15 protein-coding genes are annotated in these 18464 nt (G+C 68.6%); 8 read left to right on the top strand and 7 right to left on the bottom strand.

Going from position 1 to position 18464, the window contains the following annotated elements; genetic code table 11:
* Nucleotides 1-561: 561 nt before the first annotated feature.
* Nucleotides 562-1488, top strand: a complete 927-nt coding sequence (locus tag CU254_RS42110) for an AraC family transcriptional regulator (protein WP_037719267.1) — start codon at nt 562-564, stop codon at nt 1486-1488.
* A gap of 253 nt (nt 1489-1741) precedes the next feature.
* Here CU254_RS42110 and CU254_RS42105 read toward each other — a convergent pair whose 3' ends face one another.
* Nucleotides 1742-3130, bottom strand: a complete 1389-nt coding sequence (locus CU254_RS42105) for an MFS transporter (RefSeq protein ID WP_158688166.1) — start codon at nt 3128-3130, stop codon at nt 1742-1744.
* 232 nt (nt 3131-3362) lie between these two features.
* Between CU254_RS42105 and CU254_RS42100 the strand changes: the two genes are divergently transcribed.
* From CU254_RS42100 to CU254_RS42070, 7 genes are all read left to right on the top strand, one after another.
* Nucleotides 3363-4073 carry a FadR/GntR family transcriptional regulator gene (locus CU254_RS42100; RefSeq protein WP_009086394.1) on the top strand — a complete coding sequence of 237 codons (711 nt, stop codon included), beginning with the start codon at nt 3363-3365 and terminating at the stop codon, nt 4071-4073.
* 239 nt (nt 4074-4312) lie between these two features.
* Nucleotides 4313-4843: a MaoC family dehydratase gene (locus CU254_RS42095; RefSeq protein ID WP_009086395.1), complete on the top strand. Its 531-nt coding sequence runs from the start codon at nt 4313-4315 to the stop codon at nt 4841-4843.
* The gene (locus CU254_RS42090) at nt 4840-6123 is read left to right on the top strand and encodes a CaiB/BaiF CoA-transferase family protein (protein ID WP_009086396.1); all 1284 of its coding nucleotides are present in this window, start codon (nt 4840-4842) and stop codon (nt 6121-6123) included. Before CU254_RS42095 ends, CU254_RS42090 begins: the two co-directional genes overlap by 4 nt.
* Before the next feature lie 49 nt (nt 6124-6172).
* On the top strand, nt 6173-7030 hold the full coding sequence (locus CU254_RS42085) for a CoA ester lyase (RefSeq protein ID WP_009086397.1): 858 nt from the start codon (nt 6173-6175) through the stop codon (nt 7028-7030).
* 38 nt (nt 7031-7068) lie between these two features.
* Nucleotides 7069-9090, top strand: coding sequence for a CocE/NonD family hydrolase (locus tag CU254_RS42080; protein WP_050788567.1), 2022 nt, complete (start codon nt 7069-7071; stop codon nt 9088-9090).
* Between the two features lie 50 nt (nt 9091-9140).
* Nucleotides 9141-9884: a cysteine hydrolase family protein gene (locus tag CU254_RS43540; protein ID WP_037719269.1), complete on the top strand. Its 744-nt coding sequence runs from the start codon at nt 9141-9143 to the stop codon at nt 9882-9884.
* Between the two features lie 116 nt (nt 9885-10000).
* Nucleotides 10001-11236 (top strand): pyridoxal phosphate-dependent aminotransferase, encoded by a 1236-nt coding sequence (locus tag CU254_RS42070; RefSeq protein WP_037719489.1) that lies wholly within the window; start codon nt 10001-10003, stop codon nt 11234-11236.
* 1 nt (nt 11237) lies between these two features.
* On the opposite strand, the gene CU254_RS42065 is transcribed toward CU254_RS42070, so the two are convergent.
* The 6 genes from CU254_RS42065 to CU254_RS42040 all read right to left on the bottom strand — a co-directional run bounded on the left by CU254_RS42065 (nt 11238) and on the right by CU254_RS42040 (nt 18204).
* Complete coding sequence (locus CU254_RS42065; protein ID WP_199786468.1) at nt 11238-12524, bottom strand: KamA family radical SAM protein; 1287 nt, start codon at nt 12522-12524, stop codon at nt 11238-11240.
* A gap of 118 nt (nt 12525-12642) precedes the next feature.
* Nucleotides 12643-13860: a hypothetical protein gene (locus CU254_RS42060; RefSeq protein WP_009086402.1), complete on the bottom strand. Its 1218-nt coding sequence runs from the start codon at nt 13858-13860 to the stop codon at nt 12643-12645.
* A gap of 57 nt (nt 13861-13917) precedes the next feature.
* Nucleotides 13918-14448: a MaoC family dehydratase gene (locus CU254_RS42055; protein WP_009086403.1), complete on the bottom strand. Its 531-nt coding sequence runs from the start codon at nt 14446-14448 to the stop codon at nt 13918-13920.
* A 68-nt stretch (nt 14449-14516) separates the two neighbouring features.
* A complete protein-coding gene (locus CU254_RS42050; protein ID WP_009086404.1) occupies nt 14517-15368 on the bottom strand; it encodes a CoA ester lyase in 852 nt (283 codons plus the stop codon).
* A gap of 75 nt (nt 15369-15443) precedes the next feature.
* A complete protein-coding gene (locus CU254_RS42045; RefSeq protein WP_037719273.1) occupies nt 15444-16517 on the bottom strand; it encodes a Glu/Leu/Phe/Val dehydrogenase dimerization domain-containing protein in 1074 nt (357 codons plus the stop codon).
* Between the two features lie 463 nt (nt 16518-16980).
* Entirely contained in the window at nt 16981-18204 is a 1224-nt protein-coding gene (locus CU254_RS42040) for an MFS transporter (RefSeq protein ID WP_037719275.1), read from the bottom strand.
* Nucleotides 18205-18464 lie beyond the last annotated feature (260 nt).

The raw sequence follows: 18464 nt of genomic DNA, 5'->3' as shown, positions 1-18464 counted from the left end.
TCGCGACGGCTCGCCAGTGCGGCGAGGCCCGTCAACGGCGGAGCCCCGCTGAGTCCGGGTCGCCTTGCACAGTCCCCTGATCCGCGTGGCAGAGCGCGATCCGCCCCGCCTCCTATCACAACGCAACGCGCGCGGGAGGTCAGCAGTTTCGCGCGAACTGGACGGCGATCAGCACGATCTGGACTGGGCTGCTGATCAGGTTGCACGCCTGCGATGGCGCTGTGCGAAGCAACTGCAGCCGACGATGAGCGTGTCCGTCCGGCTGCCTAACGGACACGCTCATCGTGCACACGCGAAACCCTCGTCTCGGGGATTAGGGATCGCCCGAACCTGTTCGCCCCGCCGGTCATCTTGGCCGCACCGGATCTGCAAATTGCAGAATACATGTTGCCCGATTGGAGGTATGGTGCGGTCCGCCGAGGAGACAAGAATGGCACTGAAGGTGCGACGGCGGCACCGAAGGGCGAACGCCGGAAGGATCGGGGGGTACCGATGACAAAGGTTCATGCGCATGAACCTCTGTCGTTGCTGAGAGGCAACGAACTGTTTCGCTCCGGTGACGTGGACTACGTGCGCGACCGGGTGGAGAGGATCTTCTGTCCTCACCGCCTGAAACCGGTCGGGCGCGGAAGCGGACTCGACGCATGGATGCGCACGAAAAAGCTGCGCGACATCGGAATGGTCCTCGTCGGGTACGGCAGCGAGGTCGTAATCGAACCGAGGCCGCTCAAAGAATTCTTCGTCGTCATGATCCCGTTGGCCGGGCACGCGCTGGTGCGATCCGGCGACAACGAGATCGAATCGCATCCCGGGCTTGCCACGATCCCCGATCCCGACCAGCCGCTGAGCATGCGCTGGAGCGCCGACTGCGTGAAGCTGATCGTGCGAATCGAACGCAGCGCGCTGGAAGAATTCCTGCGCGAGCACGCCGGCCATCTTTTGGACGACGGGCCCGTGACCTTCCATCCGGGAATGGACGTCGCCACGGGCTATGGAGCCGGATGGGCGGACATTGCGCGTACCATGGCCCGAGATCTCGACGGCACGTCGAGCCTGTTTTCCGACTCGTTCCTGGCTCGCACCTGGGAACAAAGTCTCATGCTCGGCCTGTTCCGCACACAGTCGCCGAGCTACGATTCCCGCTCGCCCGAGCCGTCGCACATCGCGTCTCGGCGCCATGTCAACGCTGCGCTCGCCGCGATCCGGCAACGCGTCGACGAACCGTGGACCATCGACAGCCTCGCTGGTGACCTCGGCATCGGCAAGCGCACCCTCCAAGCGGCATTCCACGAAGCCGGCAGCACCTTCACCGGCGAACTGCTCGAAGCCCGGCTCCGCAAAGCACGCAGCATCCTCCGCGACGCGGCGCCCGGCAGCCTGAAGGTCACCGGCGTATTCGCCCGCTGCGGGCTGCACCACCACGGCCGCGCATCCGGGCAATACCGGCAGCTCTTCGGGGAAAGCCCCAAGGAAACCCTGCGCGGCTGATTCAGCAGACGCACGCGAGGGCCGGCTGCCCGGGCCGCGTCCGGGGCCCGTCAATGCCACAAGGCACTCGCACGGTCTCGCGATCGGGCAGGGCCGAGAGCGGCCCTGCCCGGATGCGCACGCCGCGCGGGATCGCTCCAGAATCACCCGGCCCACGCAACCCTCGGGCACCTGCCGGTCCGAGTGACCGCGGCTGCGGTTCCGGCGAACCTCGCGGCCCGCGCGAGGACTCGTCGACAGTGCCGCGCCTCGCTCAGGCGGAGACGTCTTCCAGGACGCGCCCTTTGCTCTCCGGGCCGAACAAGACCACCAATATCGCCCCGACGAGGAAACACAGCGCGAAGGCGACGAAGGTTCCCGTGTAGCCGAACGCGAGAATGATCGGAGGAACAGCCAAAGGGCCGGCGATCGCGGAGACTCGCCCGGCCGTGGACGCCGTTCCCATGCCGGTGCCGCGAGCGCGCGTCGGGAACAGCTCCGGGCTGTAGACGTACAACGACGTGGCCACCGCGGTCAGCGCGAACTGCATGACCGCGCCGGTGGCCACCACGAGGCCGAAAGATGCCGCGTGTCCGTACGCGAAGGCGGCCGCCGCGACAAGCGCAAGCGCGCAGACGAGCACCACTTTGCGGCCGATGCGGTCCATCGCGTGCCCGACCGCCCAGGCGGCGGGAATGCCGGCCAGCGAGATCAGCAATCCGACCAGGATGGACTTCGAGATGCTCATGCCGCGGTCGACCAGAAGCTTGCCGACCCAAGTGCTGATGCCGTAGAAGGCGAACAACACGACCAGCCACAACGCCCAGCAGAGGAGCGTCCGGCTGCGATAGGCGCGCGACAGGAGTTCGCGGAACCCCGCGCGTTCTTTGTCTTCCGTGCGGGCTGTGTCGATCGCGACCGGCGCCGGCAACGGCGCCCCGGTATAGCGCTGGACTGCCTCTTCGATAGCGCGCATGCCGTTGTCGGCACGGTCGTGCAGACCGCGGGATTCGCACCACCGCGGCGATTCCGGGAAACTGCGCCGCACATAAAGAGCGAACGCGGACGCGACGAACATCACCGCGAACATCGCTCGCCAGCCGAGCGAGATCCCCGCGATGGCGACAGCCGCCAACGCCAGTCCGTTGAACGCGGCGTTTCCGGCGTTCCCGGCCACCTGCATCCATCCGGTCAGGCGCGCGCGACGATCGGCCGGCATGAACTCGGCCACGAGCGCGAAAGCGACCGGGAGCTCGGCGCCGATCCCAATTCCGGTGAGGACACGGAATGCGATGAACGACTGCAGGTTCCAGGCGAAGGCTGTGAGCAGGCTGGCGATTCCCCACACCAGCATTGAATTGATCAACACCAGGCGGCGCCCCCACCGGTCGGCCAGCATGCCGGCGACGGTGGCTCCCAAGCCCATGCCGACGAACCCGGCGCTGGCGACCAGCGCGGCCGCACCCGATTTGAGGCGCAGGTCGTGGCTGATGGGCGCGAGCAGGAACGAGACCATGTTCAAGTCGATGCCGTCGAGCATGAAGCAGGTGGCCAGAATCCCGCCGAGCTTCTTCTGATAGCCGGTGAAGGGCAAGCGTTCCAGTCGTGCCGCAATCGACGTCCTGCCGTGTCCGCTCGTCGCAGCATGAGCTTGCGGGTCCAAGAGACTCACCGTTGAGTCCTTTCAGTAATAGAGAACCAGCTCGTTGACCCCCTTGTCCCGACGGAACGTCCCGGAAGCGTCGGGAAGCAGCACAGAGACGAGGTCGCCAGCGTGAACGGGACCACGACCGCGCCAAATGATTGGACGTTTGAGGTAAAGTAAGCGACCTGCATCACACTGTCAACCGTCGCCGCCTCCCCGCATCCGGGGGCGGCAGCACAGAGGAGCTTGGATGGGACAAGGCGACAACGTCACGGTCACGCCGGGGCGGCGAATCGAACAAGACCTCCGCGAGCAGATCGAGAGCGGAGCGTTGCAGATCGGCGAGCGATTGCCCTCGGAAGCCGACCTGGCCGCTCGCCACGGCGTCGCCCGCAACACCGTCCGCGAAGCCCTGAAATCCCTGGCCGGACAGGGGCTGCTCGAGATCAAGGTGGGCGCCCGGGGCGGAACGTTCATCGCGCGCCCCTCGGCGGATTCGGTCAGCGGCTCGCTGCGGACCGCGCTGTCCCTCATGGCCGGCAGCGACGTGTCGGTCGAGAATCTGGTGCAGACCCGGGAGATCCTGGAGGTCCCCGCCGCCGAGATCGCGGCGCTGCACCGCACGGACGAGGAGCTCGCGGCCCTGCGGGCGACGCTGTTCGACCCGTACCGGGTCGAACCGGACCGGGTCTTCAGCTGCACCGGCGGCTTCCACCTGGGCATCCTGCAGGCCACGCACAATCCGTTGCTGGCCCTGGTGGCCGGCCCGGTGTTCCGGGTGCTGGAAGAGCGCTTCCTGCGCGACCGGGCGCCGGCGCGGACCTGGCTCGAGGTCGATCAGGACCACCGCGAGATCCTGGACTGCCTCGACCGCCGGGACCAGGCCGGCGCCCGCGAGGCCATGCGCGCGCATCTGCGCGCCGCTCGCCGTCATTACTACCAGGACATGGCCGAGTCGTGACCGCTGACGGTTGACGCCTAACTATTGGACGTTTACGCTCCTGAACGTAGCCGCCGCGAAAATTCGGACCCCGTCCGCAAGGTCCGCCAAGGCAAGGCTTCGCCGCGCAGTCCTGACTCGCGGACCCGGCCCGTCGTCTGCCGCTCGACCGGCCGGACGCTCGAACGTTCGCCGCGCTTTCCGCTCGCGGGGCGACGGTTTTCGGAATCGTCGGAACGATTGCATTCGGGAGATGAGGAATGACTGTCAAGACTGGCTGGCGGGGAAGGTTTTACGAGGATTTCGAGGTGGGCGACGTGTATCAGCATCCGTTGGGGCGGACGGTGACCGAGACCGACAACACCTGGTTCACGCTGCTGACGATGAACACGGCGCAGATCCATTTCAACAACGCGGCCGGCGAGGCCAGCGAGTTCGGGCGGTGCCTGGTGAACTCGACCCTGACGCTGGCGATCGTGGCGGGGCAGAGCGTGATCGACACCAGCTTCAACGCCATCGCCAACCTCGGCTGGGAAGACATCAAGCTCACCCGCCCCGTGTTCGCCGGCGACACGCTCTACTCCGAAACCACGGTGCTGAACAAGCGCGAATCCCGCAGCCGCCCGCACGCCGGGCTGGTGCAGGTGACAACCCGCGGCCTCAACCAGGACGGCGAACAAGTGCTCTCCTACACCCGCACCTTCCTCGTCCACAAACGCGGCCACACCGCCCCCGCAGCGTTCCCCGCCGCCAAAACACCCTTCACCGCACCGGAAGCGAGCCTGGCATGAGGCCGCTGGACGACGTGCGCGTCCTCGCGATCGAACAGTACGGGGCCGGCCCGTTCGGTTCCCTGCTGCTGGCCGACCTCGGGGCAGAAGTGATCAAGATCGAGGATCCCGCCGCCGGAGGCGACGTGGCTCGGTACGTTCCGCCCTACACCGAGGGCGAGGACTCGCTGTTCTTCCAGTCCCTCAACCGCAACAAACACAGCATCAGCCTGGATCTGCGCAACGCGCGCGGCCGACAGGTTTTCGAGGGCCTGGTGCGCCGCGCCGATGCGGTGTATTCGAACCTCCGCGGCGACGTCCCGGCACGGCTGCGGATCCGGTACGACGATCTCAAAATCCTCAACCCGGCGATCGTGTGCTGCTCGCTGTCGGGGTTCGGGATGACGGGACCGCGGGCCGGCGAGCCCGGCTACGACTACGTGCTCCAGGGCTACGCCGGCTGGATGACCTTGACCGGGGAGCCGGGCTCGCCGCCGGCCAAGTCGGGGCTGTCGCTGGTGGACTTCTCCGGCGGATACGCCGCCGCGTTGTCGTTGCTGGCCGGCGTGCACGCGGCCCGACGCAGCGGTGTGGGCATGGATTGCGACGTCAGCCTGTTCGACACCGCGATCAGCATGCTCAACTACCTGGCGACCTGGCACCTCAACGAGGGATTCGAGCCCCCGCGGACCCGCCGCTCCGCACATCCGTCGCTGGTGCCTTTCCAAGTGTTTCCCGCAGCCGACGGATGGCTCGTCGTCGGCTGCGCCAAGGAGAAGTTCTGGCAGCGTCTGGTGCGCGTTCTCGAACGGCCGGACCTGCTCTGCGATGCGCGGTTCACCGCGTTCGCCGACCGGCTGGCCCATCGGGACGAGCTCGAAGCGATTCTCGACAAGGAATTCCGCGGCCGCACCGTCGAGCAGTGGCTGGCCGACCTGCGCGCCGCGTCCGTGCCCTGCGGCCCGATCAACACCGTCGAGCAGGCGCTGTCGGACGAACACACCCTGGCTCGCGATCTGATCATCTCGACGAGCCATCCCACGTCAGGCACCGTCGCACAGGTCAACACCCCGGTGCGGGTGGGAGCGGCCCGGAAGGACCACGAGCGGGCCCCCGGACGCGGCGAGCACACCGCGGCGGTGCTGCGCGAACTGCTGGGCTTCGGAGAGAGCACCGTGGCCGAACTGCGCGCAGCCGGAGCCTTCGGACCCACCGACAGGTTCCCCGCGCCGCGGGCGGGCGGCAGCGGTGAACACCTGACCGGCGGCGGGCGCAGGAGCGGTTCCGATGACCGTCGCTGAGTCTCGCCCTCGATCGCATCCGCCGGCGCTTGTCACGACGGCACGGACGATGCTGTTCGTACCTGGCTCACGACCCGATCGTTTCGCCAAGGCCGCGGCTTCGGGCGCTGACGCCGTCGTGCTCGATCTCGAGGACGCGGTCGCGCCCGCCGACAAGGCGCGGGCACGCGAGCAGGTGCGGCGGTGGCGTGCGCAGGGCGGCGCGGGCATCGTACGAGTCAACGATCGGCGTACCCGCTGGTACCGCGAGGACCTGGCGTCGCTCGAAGGGCCGGCGGTCGTGCTCCTGCCCAAAACCGGCACGGCAGACGACGTCGAGGACGTACGGGGACTGCTGGCGCCGGAGTCATGGGTCATCCCCATTCTCGAGACCGCGCAAGGCATCGTGAACGCCCCGGCGATCGCCGCGGTCCCCGGTGTGGCCCGGCTGGCGTTCGGCAACGGCGACCTTGCCGCCGAGCTCGGTGTCGCCCACACCAGCCACCGGGCACTCGCCGCAGCCCGATCGGCCGTCGTGCTGGCAGCCGCGGCCGCCGGGATCGCGCCGCCGCTGGACGGGGTGACCACAGCGATCGACGACGAGGCCCTGCTCGCCGCCGACACCCGGCACGCGCGCGAACTCGGCTTCACCGGACGGCTGTGCATTCACCCCCGCCAGATCGCCGCCACGCATCGCGAGCTGGCCCCCTCGCGCGAGGAAATCCGGTGGGCCCGCTCCGTGGTCGACAGCGTCGGCACCGGGGCTGCGACCGTCGTGAACGGCGGCATGGTCGACCAGCCCATCCTCGCCCGCGCCCGCGCGCTGCTGGCCCAAGCCTCCCGGGCGCCCGCTGAGGGGCTGGCCTCCCGCCCCGTCCCAGCCCCGCCCGCACCCGCCGACACCAGCGCCGCCGGAGGCGCGAAGTGACCACGACACCCGGAAACCATGTCCTCGAGGAGAAGCCGATGACGACGACGTCCGCGCGGCACGAGGTGCGCGTCCTGCGCGACGTGCGCATCCCCACCACCGACCCGGCGGTCACCCTCTCAGCCGACGTGTGGCTCCCGGTCACCGAGAACCCGGTCCCGGCGGTCATCCAATTGTCCCCGTATCGCCGGGACCTCATGGCCGGCGTGAAATACGAATCCTCGTTGCGGTATTTCGCCGAACGCGGCTACGGCTGTCTGCTGGTGGACGTCCAAGGCATCGGATCATCCGACGGAGCCCTGCGGTCGATGCTGGATCCCGCGCAGGGAGACGACGGGGTGGCGGCGATCGAGTGGGCCGCGAAACAACCCTGGTGCACCGGTGCGGTGGGAATGTGGGGATTCTGCGCCAACGGCATGATCACCGCGTTCACCGCGTGCCGGAACCCGCCGGCGCTGAAGGCGCTGATCGCGATGACCAACCCGTTCGACCTGCAGTGGGATTCCGTGACCCACTGCGGCGCCCGCAGCGATGTGCAGAACAAGGTCCGGCGCGCCGGGGCGAACGTGCTGCAGCGATTGCTTCCCGCGCTGGGAAACTATTCCTCGCCAACGGAAGAGCGCCGGTGGCGGCAGCGGCTGGCTGCCCTCGATCCCAGCCTGATGGTCGGCAACCTCGCGGCTGCGGACCCGCGGTGGCGGGACTGGACGATCGACACCGGCCGCATCACGGCGCCCACGATGTTCGTCACCGGCTGGCGCGACATCTACATGAACTCCACCATCCGAGGCTACGAACAGGTCGAGGCACCCAAGAAACTTCTTGTCGGCCCCTGGATGCACACCCTGCCCCATCTCTCGCCCGTGGAGCCGATCGACTTCCTGGCCTCGGCATTGAGGTGGTGGGATCGCTGGCTTTCAGGAACGGCCAACGGCGTCGACGAGGAACCGCCGGTCACCGTCTACATCCAGGGCGAGCGCCCGCAATGGCGCACCTACGCATCGTGGCCTCCCGGCAAGGAGGACCTGCGCCTGAGCACGGCCGGCTCCCCGACGCTGGTCGACGCCGTCGATGCAACAGCCGACGCGTGCGGCGGATCCGTCATCGGGGTGTATGACCCCGACCCGACCGTCGGCGCGCAAGCCGGGCTCAGCAACATCGTCGGCTACGGGTTCGGCTGGCCGGAGGACCAGCACGAGGACGACAGCCGTTCGCTGTGCGCGACGAGCCTCGCGCTGGACGACGACGTGCTGATCACCGGGATGCCGTCCGTCACGGTGACCCTTGCGGCGGAGGGCCAGCCCGTGCCGCAGCGACTGGTGGCGCGCTTGACCGATGTCGACCCGCAGGGCCGGTCCACCCTGATCGTGGGCGGTGTCGCATGCCCCACCGAACGACGGGACCGCTATCGCATCCGGTTGCGCCGCACCGCGTATCGGGTCGCCGCCGGCCACCGCCTGCGGATCGCGGTCAGCGACGCGGATTTTCCCCTCCTTCGTCCGCTTCCCTCGCCCTCTCCCCTGCATGTCGTCCGCATCGAGGCACACCTGCCGGTCGTCGACGAGGCACTGGGCGCCGACGGCGACGTCACACGCCTGGAGGGCGCGAAACGGGTGGGCTGGTTCGGGAAGCCCACCCCCGACATCCCCGGCTACGGCGGGACATGGAACGTCACCCGGGACTACGTCAACGACGGCATCGAGGTCCGCTTCGGCCAGCGCAGCGACACCACTGTGCCCGGCAGCGGGCATCTGGTCGAGATCGAGCACGAGACCACCGCCTCGGTGCTGCGTGCGCGCCCGGAGGCGTCGGTGGCCCGTGGACGCTACCGCGCGCTCGTGCACCTCAATACCGGCGAGACGCTCACGGCGGCGGTCAGCGTCCGCTGCACCGCCGCCAGCCTGTGGGTGCGCGGGGAGGTGTCGATCGACGGCGACACGGTGTTCTCCCGCACCTGGGATGCCCCGGTCGACGAGATCGATCCGGCGACCGTGCCCTCTCCGGAGCGCGACCCGCTCGGAGAGCCGGCGGCGACGGCGCCACTGCCCGTACAGCGTTGACACCCGTGCCGCCGGCGGCAGCGAGCCTGTGCGGACTGGAAGGAATGGCCATGGCCCAGCATGAGCCCGCGGGACCGGATCGGGCGTCGTACCCGATCCGCTTTCCCGACGTCCCTTACGATCCCGAGGACTCCGCGCTCGTGATCATCGACATGCAGCGCTACTACCTCGACCCGGCGGGCCCCATCGGCACCCGTCTGCGGGCGGAGTTTCCCCGGCTGTTCGCGGAGTTCTACCGCGCCGCGCAGGAGACGGTCATCCCGAACCTGCACCGGATCCTGACCCTGTACCGGGCCGCCGACCTCCCGATCGTGCACGTCACCACGGGCGCGCAGCGCCTGGACCGAGGCGACCTGCTGCCGCATATCCGGCGAAGGTTCGAGGACAGCACCGGCGCGGCCGTTGCGGCGACTGGCCTGGATCCCGTCTCGACATGGCGGGAGGTGGTCGCCGAGCTGGCCCCGCGGCCCGGCGAGGTCGTGCTCAACAAGGTGACCCGCAGCGCGTTCACCTCGACCGGCCTGGACAGCACGCTGCGCAGCCTCCAGGTCCGGAGCCTGCTGCTCGGCGGTATCGCCAGCGACGGATGCGTGCATCTCACGGCACTGGACGCCAGTGACCGCGGATACTGGACCTACGTGCTGGCCGACGCCAGCGCCGCGTTCGACCCGGCGATGCACCGCTCCGCGGTCGAGCACTTCCACCGGCTGTGGGGAACCGCCGTGACCACCGACGAGGTCGCCGACCGCCTCGCCTCGATCACAACCACGGACCGCGCACCCGCCACAACGTGACGCTTCCCTTGGCAGCGCCCGAAATCTGCGCTGCCCGTATCCAGTTCGACTGCGTGACCCACGACAGGTCCCTTACCGGACAACAGTTCCCACGCCTCAGGAGGTGTCTGGTGTCGATGCCGCAGCATTCGGCGACGCTGGCGATCAACGACCGGATCCAGGAGCGCCGCGCCGCCGGCGGCAAGGTCGTCCACCTGGGTTTCGGCGAGGCAGGGCTGCCGGTGCTCCCCGAGATCGCCGCCGTGCTGGCCGGCTCGGCCACCGCGAATTCCTACGCCCCGGTCGCCGGCACTCCGCAGGCCCGGGCCGCCGCCGCCGGCTACCTGACGCGGCGGCGCCAGCCGAGCACGCCCGACCACGTCGTGTTCGCACCGGGCAGCAAGCCGCTGCTGTACGCATTGTTGGCGGCCATTTCCGGCGATGTCGTGCTTCCGCAGCCAGCCTGGGTGAGCTACGCCGCGCAAGCAGCGCTGGCAGGGAAAGCCGTGATCCAGGTCCCGGTGCCCCCGGGCGGCGGGGGCCTGCCGGATCCGGACCGGCTGCCCGCGGCGCTGGACCAGGCCCGGGCAGCGGGGCGCTCCCCGGGCGTCATGGTGCTGACCGTGCCGGACAACCCGACCGGGCGGCTGCCCTCGAGGGAGCAGCTCGCCGAAGTCACCCGGATCGCGCGCGACAACGGACTGGTCGTCATCTCCGATGAGATCTACCGCGACCTCACGTCCGAGCCGTTCACCAGCCCCGCCGAGCTGCTGCCCGAGCGCACGATCGTCACCACGGGACTGTCGAAGAACCTCGCCCTGGGCGGCTACCGGATCGGGTTCGCCCGTATTCCGGATTCGTCGCTGCGGGAGGCGGTCATCGGAATCGCCAGTGAAGTGTGGTCCGGGCTGGCGGCGCCGATGCAGCACGTCGCGGCCTACGCCCTCGATGAGCCCGCGCCGGTCACCGCGCACATCCAGGCAGCCCGCCGTCTGCACGCCGCGGTCTCCGGCGCCGTGCAGGCGCTGTTCCAGGAGGCGGGCGCTGCCTGCCCCGGCTCCCAGGGCCCGTTCTACCTCTACCCCGACTTCGAGGTCTTGCGTCCCCGCGTCACCACCGGCGCCGACCTGGCCAGCCTCCTGCTGGAACGCTTCGGGGTCGCCGTCCTGCCCGGCGTCGAGTTCGGCGACGACCCCGCCGCGTTGCGGTTCCGCGCGGCCACCAGCCTCCTTTACGGAGACACCGACACCGAGCGGTGGGCGGCGCTGCGTGCCCCCGACCCCCTCCGGCTGCCCTGGATCCAGGAGTCGCTGACGCAGCTGCGCGAGGCGTTTCAGGACCTGCACTCGATCGCCGCGCCCACGCGCGGCTGACCTAGACCGCGGCAACCTGATGCGCGGGAAAGCCCTCGCTTCCCTGCATGGGACGCAAGTCGTCGAACCAGGTGGCGGTGTCGCTGAATTCCGCGAAAAACGGCCGGCCCACCATGTCCGGATCCCGGCACTGCAGGAACCGGCATACGAATGCCTTGGATCCCCAGATGTCGGCTACCCCGTCCAGAGCCACCTTGCCTGGCGAGGCGGACATCACGGGGCCCCGTGCCGTGCGTTCCAGTCCCGAGACCTGCTTGAACGCGTCGCGGTAGATGTCCACCACCTGCGCCAGCGGCAGGGCGAAGTACTCGCGGGCGCCGGTGTCGCGTTCGACGAACATGTAGTAGGGCACCGCGCCCAGGCGGACACTCTGGCGCCACATCTCCGCCCAGGCCGGCGCGTTGTCGTTGACGTGGCGGACGATCGGCGCCTGGACGCGGACGACCGCTCCGGTGTCGCGGATTCGGCGCATCGCCCGGGCGACCGCGTCGGTGCCGAGTTCGCGGGCATGCGAGAAATGAGCCATGACCGCGACGTGGCGGCCGGAGCCGACGATCTGCTCGAACAGCCGCAGCAGATCGTCGGAGTCGGGATCGGTGGTGAAACGGTAGGGCCAGTACGACAAGGCCTTGGTGCCGAAACGGAAGTTCCGCAGGTGCTCGAACCCCGGCCCCAGCAGCGGCTCGACATACTGACGAAGAACGTCGGTCGTCATGATCATCGGATCGCCGCCGGTGAACAGCACATCCGAGACCTCGCGATGGGAGCGGAGGTAGTCGACGATGCGGTCGTTGTCGTCGACCTGCTGTTTGAGACCGGGCATCCCCACGAATTGCGCCCACCGGAAGCAATAGCCGCAGTAAGCGTGACAGGTCTGCCCGTGGGAGGGGAACACGAGGACGGTCTCGGCGTATTTGTGCTGAAGCCCGCGCACCACACCACTGCCGTCCTGCGGAACGTTTTTGGTCAACTGGTCCCCGGGGTGGGGGTTGAGCCGCTCCCGCATCGGCGCCACGGCCCGCCGCAGCTCGGCCGGGCGCAGGCCGCGCGCCTGCAATGCCGCGACCTCGTCGTACATGTCGGCGGGCAGCATGTCCTTGTGCGGGAACGTCAACCGGAAGATCGGATCGTCCGGGACGGCCGACCAATCGATCAGCTCGTCGACGACATAGTTGTTCACCTTGAACGGCAACACCGACGACACCACGGAGATGTCGCGGCGGATGTCGGGACCCAGGCTGCGAACCTGCGGGATTCCGGACAATCGGCTTCCCGGAATCGTTGTCATCTGTGGTGGCACTGTCTGCCTTCCGTGCAAACGCGAGGGAAATGGATGCGTGCGAGCCGCCCGGCTCCCGCGGGACGGCCGTGTCTTCGCGGGCATTGGGCAGCGCGGCACGACGCGCCTAGCGGTGCGCCGAGGACGCTGCGGTTTCGATGCGGCTGCCCAGCCCCGTGAAGGGGTCTGCGATCGCCCGCAAGCGGGTAGTCACGTCGTAGGTCAGCGCGGCAGCGTCGACGCGGGAGAACAATGTGGCCGGGTACGCCGCAATCAGGTGGAGCCGATCGAGAAACGTGTACACCCCGAAGAGCGGATAGGGCCGGTTGAACGGGATGATGCGCGACCAGCCGGTGATCCTGACATCGGGAGGATGTTCGATGTCGGGCACGACCCCGATGTTGCTCACGACCACCTTGGCCAGCCGTTGCTCAAGTGGCGTCTCCACGCTCAGCGACGGGTAGCCCAGCGGCAGCTGTCTGCTGGCGATTCCTTGTTCGAGGTTGCGTTTCACTGTGTGTCCGAGAGCGGCCGGGTCGGAGTCATGGGCGACCTGGAGGTCGGCTCGGTGCCAGGCCACGAACTTCGAGGTCTCGGTCGCGGCGACCGGCGGTGTCACCCGCTGCCGCAGATCCACCGCCGTCAAGCACACCATGGCCGCCGGCCCGGCGACCGGCGTGCCGAACGTGCGCAGGCTGATCAGCACGATCCCGGTCACCAGGCCGGTTACCGATATGCCGCGGGCGCGGGCCGCGGCGACGATGCCGCGGGTCTCCGCCGGGCTCAGCCGGTCGTCGAGCTGCACGATCGGCGCTCGGTCCATATTGGAGGGTGCGCTCACCGGCGGCCCGCTCCAGCGTTGCGCTGCGAGCTCGGCCGGAGAGGCAGGCAACGACCCTCTCGTGCGGGCCTGTGGTGTCGAGCCGGTGACGATCGCGGTGTAGCGGTGCCAGAGCTCGTAATACAACGCCGTCCAGCCGCGCCCGTCGACGACCCCGATGTCGGCACGCAACACCAGGTATCCAGACTCCTGGCCGCGGATGAGCAACAGCTCAGCGACCCCTTGCGCGGGATCCCACGGGCGGCGGGCCTCGCGGTCGAGGACATCGTCCCCGCCGTCGCGGACGCGAATCGGCGGCGGGTTCCGGTCCGCTGCCGACAGCAGCTGCCCGGCCGGGTCTGCGATGACACGGGAGCGCAGAATGGGGTGCGCGTCGCACAGGTCGCGGTACGCGGATGCGAGCGCGTCGGTGTCGAGGTGGCCGTGGAACCGCGCGACCTGCGCCCGGGGTGTGCCCAAGCCGCCCAGTTCGATGTTGTCCAAGTAGCGTTCGAGAACTGTCAACGTGAGTCCCGTTTCGAAAGCGAATGGGGGTCGGTCGAGCCGGAACGCGCCCGGCGCTCACGCGGTGGTGGACGCCTCGGCGCGCGGCGCGGTCGGGAGGGCGGGGAACGGTCCCGGTTTCGCGACGTGCGCGCTCTTGTGGACGAGGAAGGTGCGGGTGTAGGAGAGCACTTGTTCGCCGTCCTGGTTGAGGCCGCGGGTTGTCACCTGCACCAGCCCGGCGTGCGGGCGGCTGCGGGATTCGCGCTTGTTCAGCACCGTGGTTTCGGAGTAGAGCGTGTCGCCGGCGAACACGGGGCGGGTGAGCTTGATGTCTTCCCAGCCGAGGTTGGCGATGGCGTTGAAGCTGGTGTCGATCACGCTCTGCCCCGCCACGATCGCCAGCGTCAGGGTCGAGTTCACCAGGCACCGCCCGAACTCGCTGGCCTCGCCGGCCGCGTTGTTGAAATGGATCTGCGCCGTGTTCATCGTCAGCAGCGTGAACCAGGTGTTGTCGGTCTCGGTCACCGTCCGCCCCAACGGATGCTGATACACGTCGCCCACCTCGAAATCCTCGTAAAACCTTCCCCGCCAGCCCTGCCTGATCACAGCCGGGCACCTCCATCCGGATCGATACGAAAGGTGTTGTTGCTGGTCGCGTCGGTGTGCCGAGGACGTCAGGGGGCCGGCGCGAGCGCCTTGGCCTCGGCAGGCGGCTGCATGGCGAGGATTCGGCGCGCACGGTCGAGGATCGGTTTGCCGACGATTTCGCCGTTCAGCCGTACGACTGATCCGTCCTCGGTGGAGGCGAGCACGTCGCGCGCCCAGGCGAGGACTTCCGGGCTGGGCGTGAAGATGTCGTTGACCACGGCGACCTGCCGGGGGTGCAGACACGCTTTGCCCCCGAAGCCCAGAGCCGCGGCGCGCCGCGAGTCCTCGGCCACGGCGTCGGTGTCTTCCAGGGCGACGGTGGCGCCGTCGAGCGGTTGCGGCAGGTGATTGGCCGCCGCGGCCAGGACCACAGCGGACCGGGCGTAGCCGAACGGCCGGCCGTCGGCCGGATCCACGGCGAGTTCGCTGCCCAGGTCGGCGTTGCCGAAAATGGTCCGCACCACGCCCGGCGCACCGGAGATCTCCTCGGCGTGCAGGATGGCGGCCGCGGTCTCCAGGATCGCGATCAGGCGGGCGCCCGCTCCCAGATGCCGCACCACCGTGACCACATCGCGGGCCTGGGTGATTTTCGGGACCATCACGACCGTGTGGTGGCGCGCGAGCATGGCCAGGTCCGCGCGGTGCCAGGGTGTTGACGCGTCGTTGATGCGCACCACGCAGGTGTCGGCGTCTCGCCCGGAAAGCCACTCGTCGACGTTGTCGCGCGCTTGGTCTTTCAGCGCGGGTCCCACGGAGTCCTCGAGGTCGAGCATGACGAGGTCGGCGCCGCTGGCCACCGCCTTCGCGAACCGGTCGGGTCTGTGCCCCGGTACCGCCAGCAAGGACCGCGCGCGCGAAACTACGTCAGGATTGGTCATGGGATATTCCTGCCCTTTCTCTCATCGTGCGATTCGAGACGAACCGTGGCGGGTCGTTTCACCTGTTCCGGACGGTCAACCTCGGACGGCTGCGGTCGCCGTCTCGGCGCTGCGGATTCGTTCGTCGGCCCGCTGCTGGGCCACTTTTAGCGGCGGGACATCGTCTTCGGCGGCCTGACACAGGATCTCGGCGGTCGTTTCGTAGATCCGGCCTACTCGCACGGCCGCCTCGCGTTCACGGTTCAGACCGGCGAGCTCCTGTGCTGCGTGGATCACTCCTCCCGCGTTGACGACATAGTCAGGGGCGTAGAGCACCCGCTGCGCGTGCAGGTCGTCGGCGACGGAGTCGTGCGCGAGTTGGTTGTTGGCTGCGCCGCACACCACCCGGGCACGCAGGCGAGCTACCGCGTGGGCGTCCAGCGCTCCGCCCAGTGCGCACGGCGCGTACACGTCCAGATCGGCGCTGGCCAGCGCTTCGGTGTCCACGGCGACGTCCACCTCGGGGTGATCCCGTCGCACGGCCTCGACGGCGCGGTCGCTGATGTCGCTGACCACGACGGACGCGCCGCCCTGCAACAGCCTTTTGACCAGAGCCGTTCCGACCTTGCCCACGCCCGCGACGCCGACCCGGCGACCCGCGAGCGACGGGGACCCCCACACATGTTCCGCACAGGCCACCATCGCGCGGAACACCCCGTAGGCCGTGGCCGGCGAGGGATCGCCGGTGCCGCTGTTCTCCCGCGAACGGCCTGCCACGTACGAACAGTCACGGGCGATCGCGTCCATGTCGGTTGCAGTCGTGCCCGAATCGGGGGCGGTGATGTAGCTGCCGCGCAGCGAGTTCACCACCCGCCCGTACGCACGCCACAGCGCGTCGGTCTTGTCGCTGGCGGGATCGCCGATGATCACGGCCTTGCCGCCGCCGAGCGCGAGGCCGGCGAGGGCGTTCTTGTACGCCATCGCTTGCGACAGGCGCAGTGCGTCCGACAGGGCGTTTTCGGCACTGGAATACGCATGGAACCTGACACCGCCGAGCGCGGGCCCCAACGCGGTCGAGTACACCGCGATGATCGCCTTGAGCCCGGCACGGGAGTCGTGATGAAAAACGATGTTCTCGTGCCCGATTTTGTCGAAGAATTCCGGAAGCATCGAAAGTCCTCCCCCAATGGAATCGGATTGGCCTGTCGGCACCAGCTCGTCGTGCACGCCGGATTCCGCTTGCGGCGCCCGCCGCGCGAAAGGGGATCCCGAGGCGCATCCGCTCTGATGGCGCGCACGGGACCCTCGCCTGCTCGTGATCACGCCCGAGGCGACAAGGGAACGCAGCTCGTCCCGGTCGATGCATGGCCAACGCTAGGACGTCCGCAGGAGGCGGACAATCCACTCGCCGTCGCGGTTCTATCCAGTATGCGAGGGACGCGCGGCGGGGTGGCGACACGGGAACCACCCGCCGGGGCGAACACGACGATGCCCGCGTGCGCGAGAGGGAAATCTCCGCGCGGGCGGGCAATCGGCCGGACGGCGGAGCGAGCCCGTGCCTCACGTCGCCGGGTCGGGTTTAGGGCCGGGGCGGAGGCTGCAACATCGCCCGATCGTTTCAGCGGCGGGGCAGCTATCTGCTGGCGAGGTCTGAGCGGATCGCGCCGTGGCGGCTCAGCATGGCCGCGCACGCCAGCGCCGCGATGATCGAGACAGCCCCACCGATGCAGAGCGGTGACCGCCCTCCGAACATCTCGGCCATCCACCCCACCATCGGACCGGCGGCAGGATAACCGCCGAGTTGGGCGAGCACGTAGAACCCCATGACACGCCCGCGCATCTCCGGACCGCAGCGGGCTTGCACGAGCGACAGGGCAGTGTTGAGGAAGGTGACGCTGGCCAAGCCCACGGGCACGAGCGCGATGCCGAACGCAACGTACGTCGGCATGAACGAGACCACGACCTCGGCGGCGCCGAATCCCGCTGCGGCAAGCAGCATCACGCGCACCCGAGGCGAACTTCGGGTGCCGCGGCGTGCCGATAACAGCGAGCCGGCGAACGTACCCACCGCCAGCAGCGTTGACAGCAGCCCGTATCCGTCAGCCTGAGTTCCGAATACATTGCCTGCGACCACTGCGAGCGAGGTTGCGAACGTGTTGCCGAACGTGCTGACGAAAAACACGAGCAGCAGCACTGCGATCAGGTCTCTCCGCCCACGCACGTAGCGGAGACCTTCTCGCACCTGTCCTTTGGCCCGCCCTGCGGCCGAGGCACGGAACAGCTTGCCCGGCTCCATGAGCGCCAGCCCGGCGACCACAGCCGACGTGCTCACCGCGTTCGCGAAGAACATCCACCCCGTTCCCACCCACGTAATTCCGAACCCGGCCATCGCGGGCCCAACTATGCGAGCCAAGTTGAACACCGAATAGTTGAGCGCGACCGCGTTCGGGATCAACGCGTCCCCGACTATCTCGGCCACAAACGCCTGCCGCGCGGGAACATCGAGCGCGCTGAACGTCCCGAGCACGAAACACAGCACGTAGACGTGCCACAGCCCCACTGCTCCACTTACGTCCAGCAGTCCCAGCACGCCGGCCTGCAAGGCAATTCCGCTTTGTACCGCGATGCACAACCTGCGTTTGTCCGCCCGATCGGCGAGCACACCCGCCCACAGCGACAGCAACACAGTCGGCGCGAACTGGAGCGCGACCGCAACGCCTAACGCAACCGCGTCGTGCCCCGACAGCTGGAACACCAGCCAGTCCTGAGCGATTCGCTGCATCCAGGTGCCGACATTGGAAACGACCTGCCCGACAAAGAACAGCCGGTAGTTGCGGATCCACAGAGACGCAAACATGTCGCCCTTCGGCACCGCGGCAAGCTGCTCAACCGCCGCGTCATCGGACGAGGGACATGACTGCGCTTCGCTACCCGAGTCCGCTGGCACCGTCCTTGGTTATCGCATCCCTCTTCCCCCGGCTATCCGCTTGCAGCCCAACCGCTATCCGATTCGCGTTGACGCAGGGATACGCTCCCCGCGATCGGATGGCAATTCAGCCTGCGCACGCAGGCCAGGGCGGTCTCGGTCGCCATGCCAAGCGAGCAGGCCCGCGGCTC

It is taken from the genome of Amycolatopsis sp. AA4 (genome assembly GCF_002796545.1).
Lineage (GTDB): Bacteria > Actinomycetota > Actinomycetes > Mycobacteriales > Pseudonocardiaceae > Amycolatopsis.
This window is presented reverse-complemented; position numbering and strand designations above follow the sequence as displayed.

Excerpts from the sequence above, each read along its gene's own strand:
- CU254_RS42100 (WP_009086394.1), top strand. The coding sequence starts at position 3,363 with ATGGGACAAGGCGACAACGTCACGGTCACGCCGGGGCGGCGAATCGAA.
- CU254_RS42095 (WP_009086395.1), top strand. The coding sequence starts at position 4,313 with ATGACTGTCAAGACTGGCTGGCGGGGAAGGTTTTACGAGGATTTCGAG.
- CU254_RS42090 (WP_009086396.1), top strand. The coding sequence starts at position 4,840 with ATGAGGCCGCTGGACGACGTGCGCGTCCTCGCGATCGAACAGTACGGG.
- CU254_RS42085 (WP_009086397.1), top strand. The coding sequence starts at position 6,173 with ATGCTGTTCGTACCTGGCTCACGACCCGATCGTTTCGCCAAGGCCGCG.
- CU254_RS42080 (WP_050788567.1), top strand. The coding sequence starts at position 7,069 with ATGACGACGACGTCCGCGCGGCACGAGGTGCGCGTCCTGCGCGACGTG.
- CU254_RS43540 (WP_037719269.1), top strand. The coding sequence starts at position 9,141 with ATGGCCCAGCATGAGCCCGCGGGACCGGATCGGGCGTCGTACCCGATC.
- CU254_RS42070 (WP_037719489.1), top strand. The coding sequence starts at position 10,001 with ATGCCGCAGCATTCGGCGACGCTGGCGATCAACGACCGGATCCAGGAG.
- CU254_RS42065 (WP_199786468.1), bottom strand. The coding sequence starts at position 12,524 with ATGACAACGATTCCGGGAAGCCGATTGTCCGGAATCCCGCAGGTTCGC.
- CU254_RS42050 (WP_009086404.1), bottom strand. The coding sequence starts at position 15,368 with ATGACCAATCCTGACGTAGTTTCGCGCGCGCGGTCCTTGCTGGCGGTA.
- CU254_RS42045 (WP_037719273.1), bottom strand. The coding sequence starts at position 16,517 with ATGCTTCCGGAATTCTTCGACAAAATCGGGCACGAGAACATCGTTTTT.
- CU254_RS42040 (WP_037719275.1), bottom strand. The coding sequence starts at position 18,204 with ATGTTTGCGTCTCTGTGGATCCGCAACTACCGGCTGTTCTTTGTCGGG.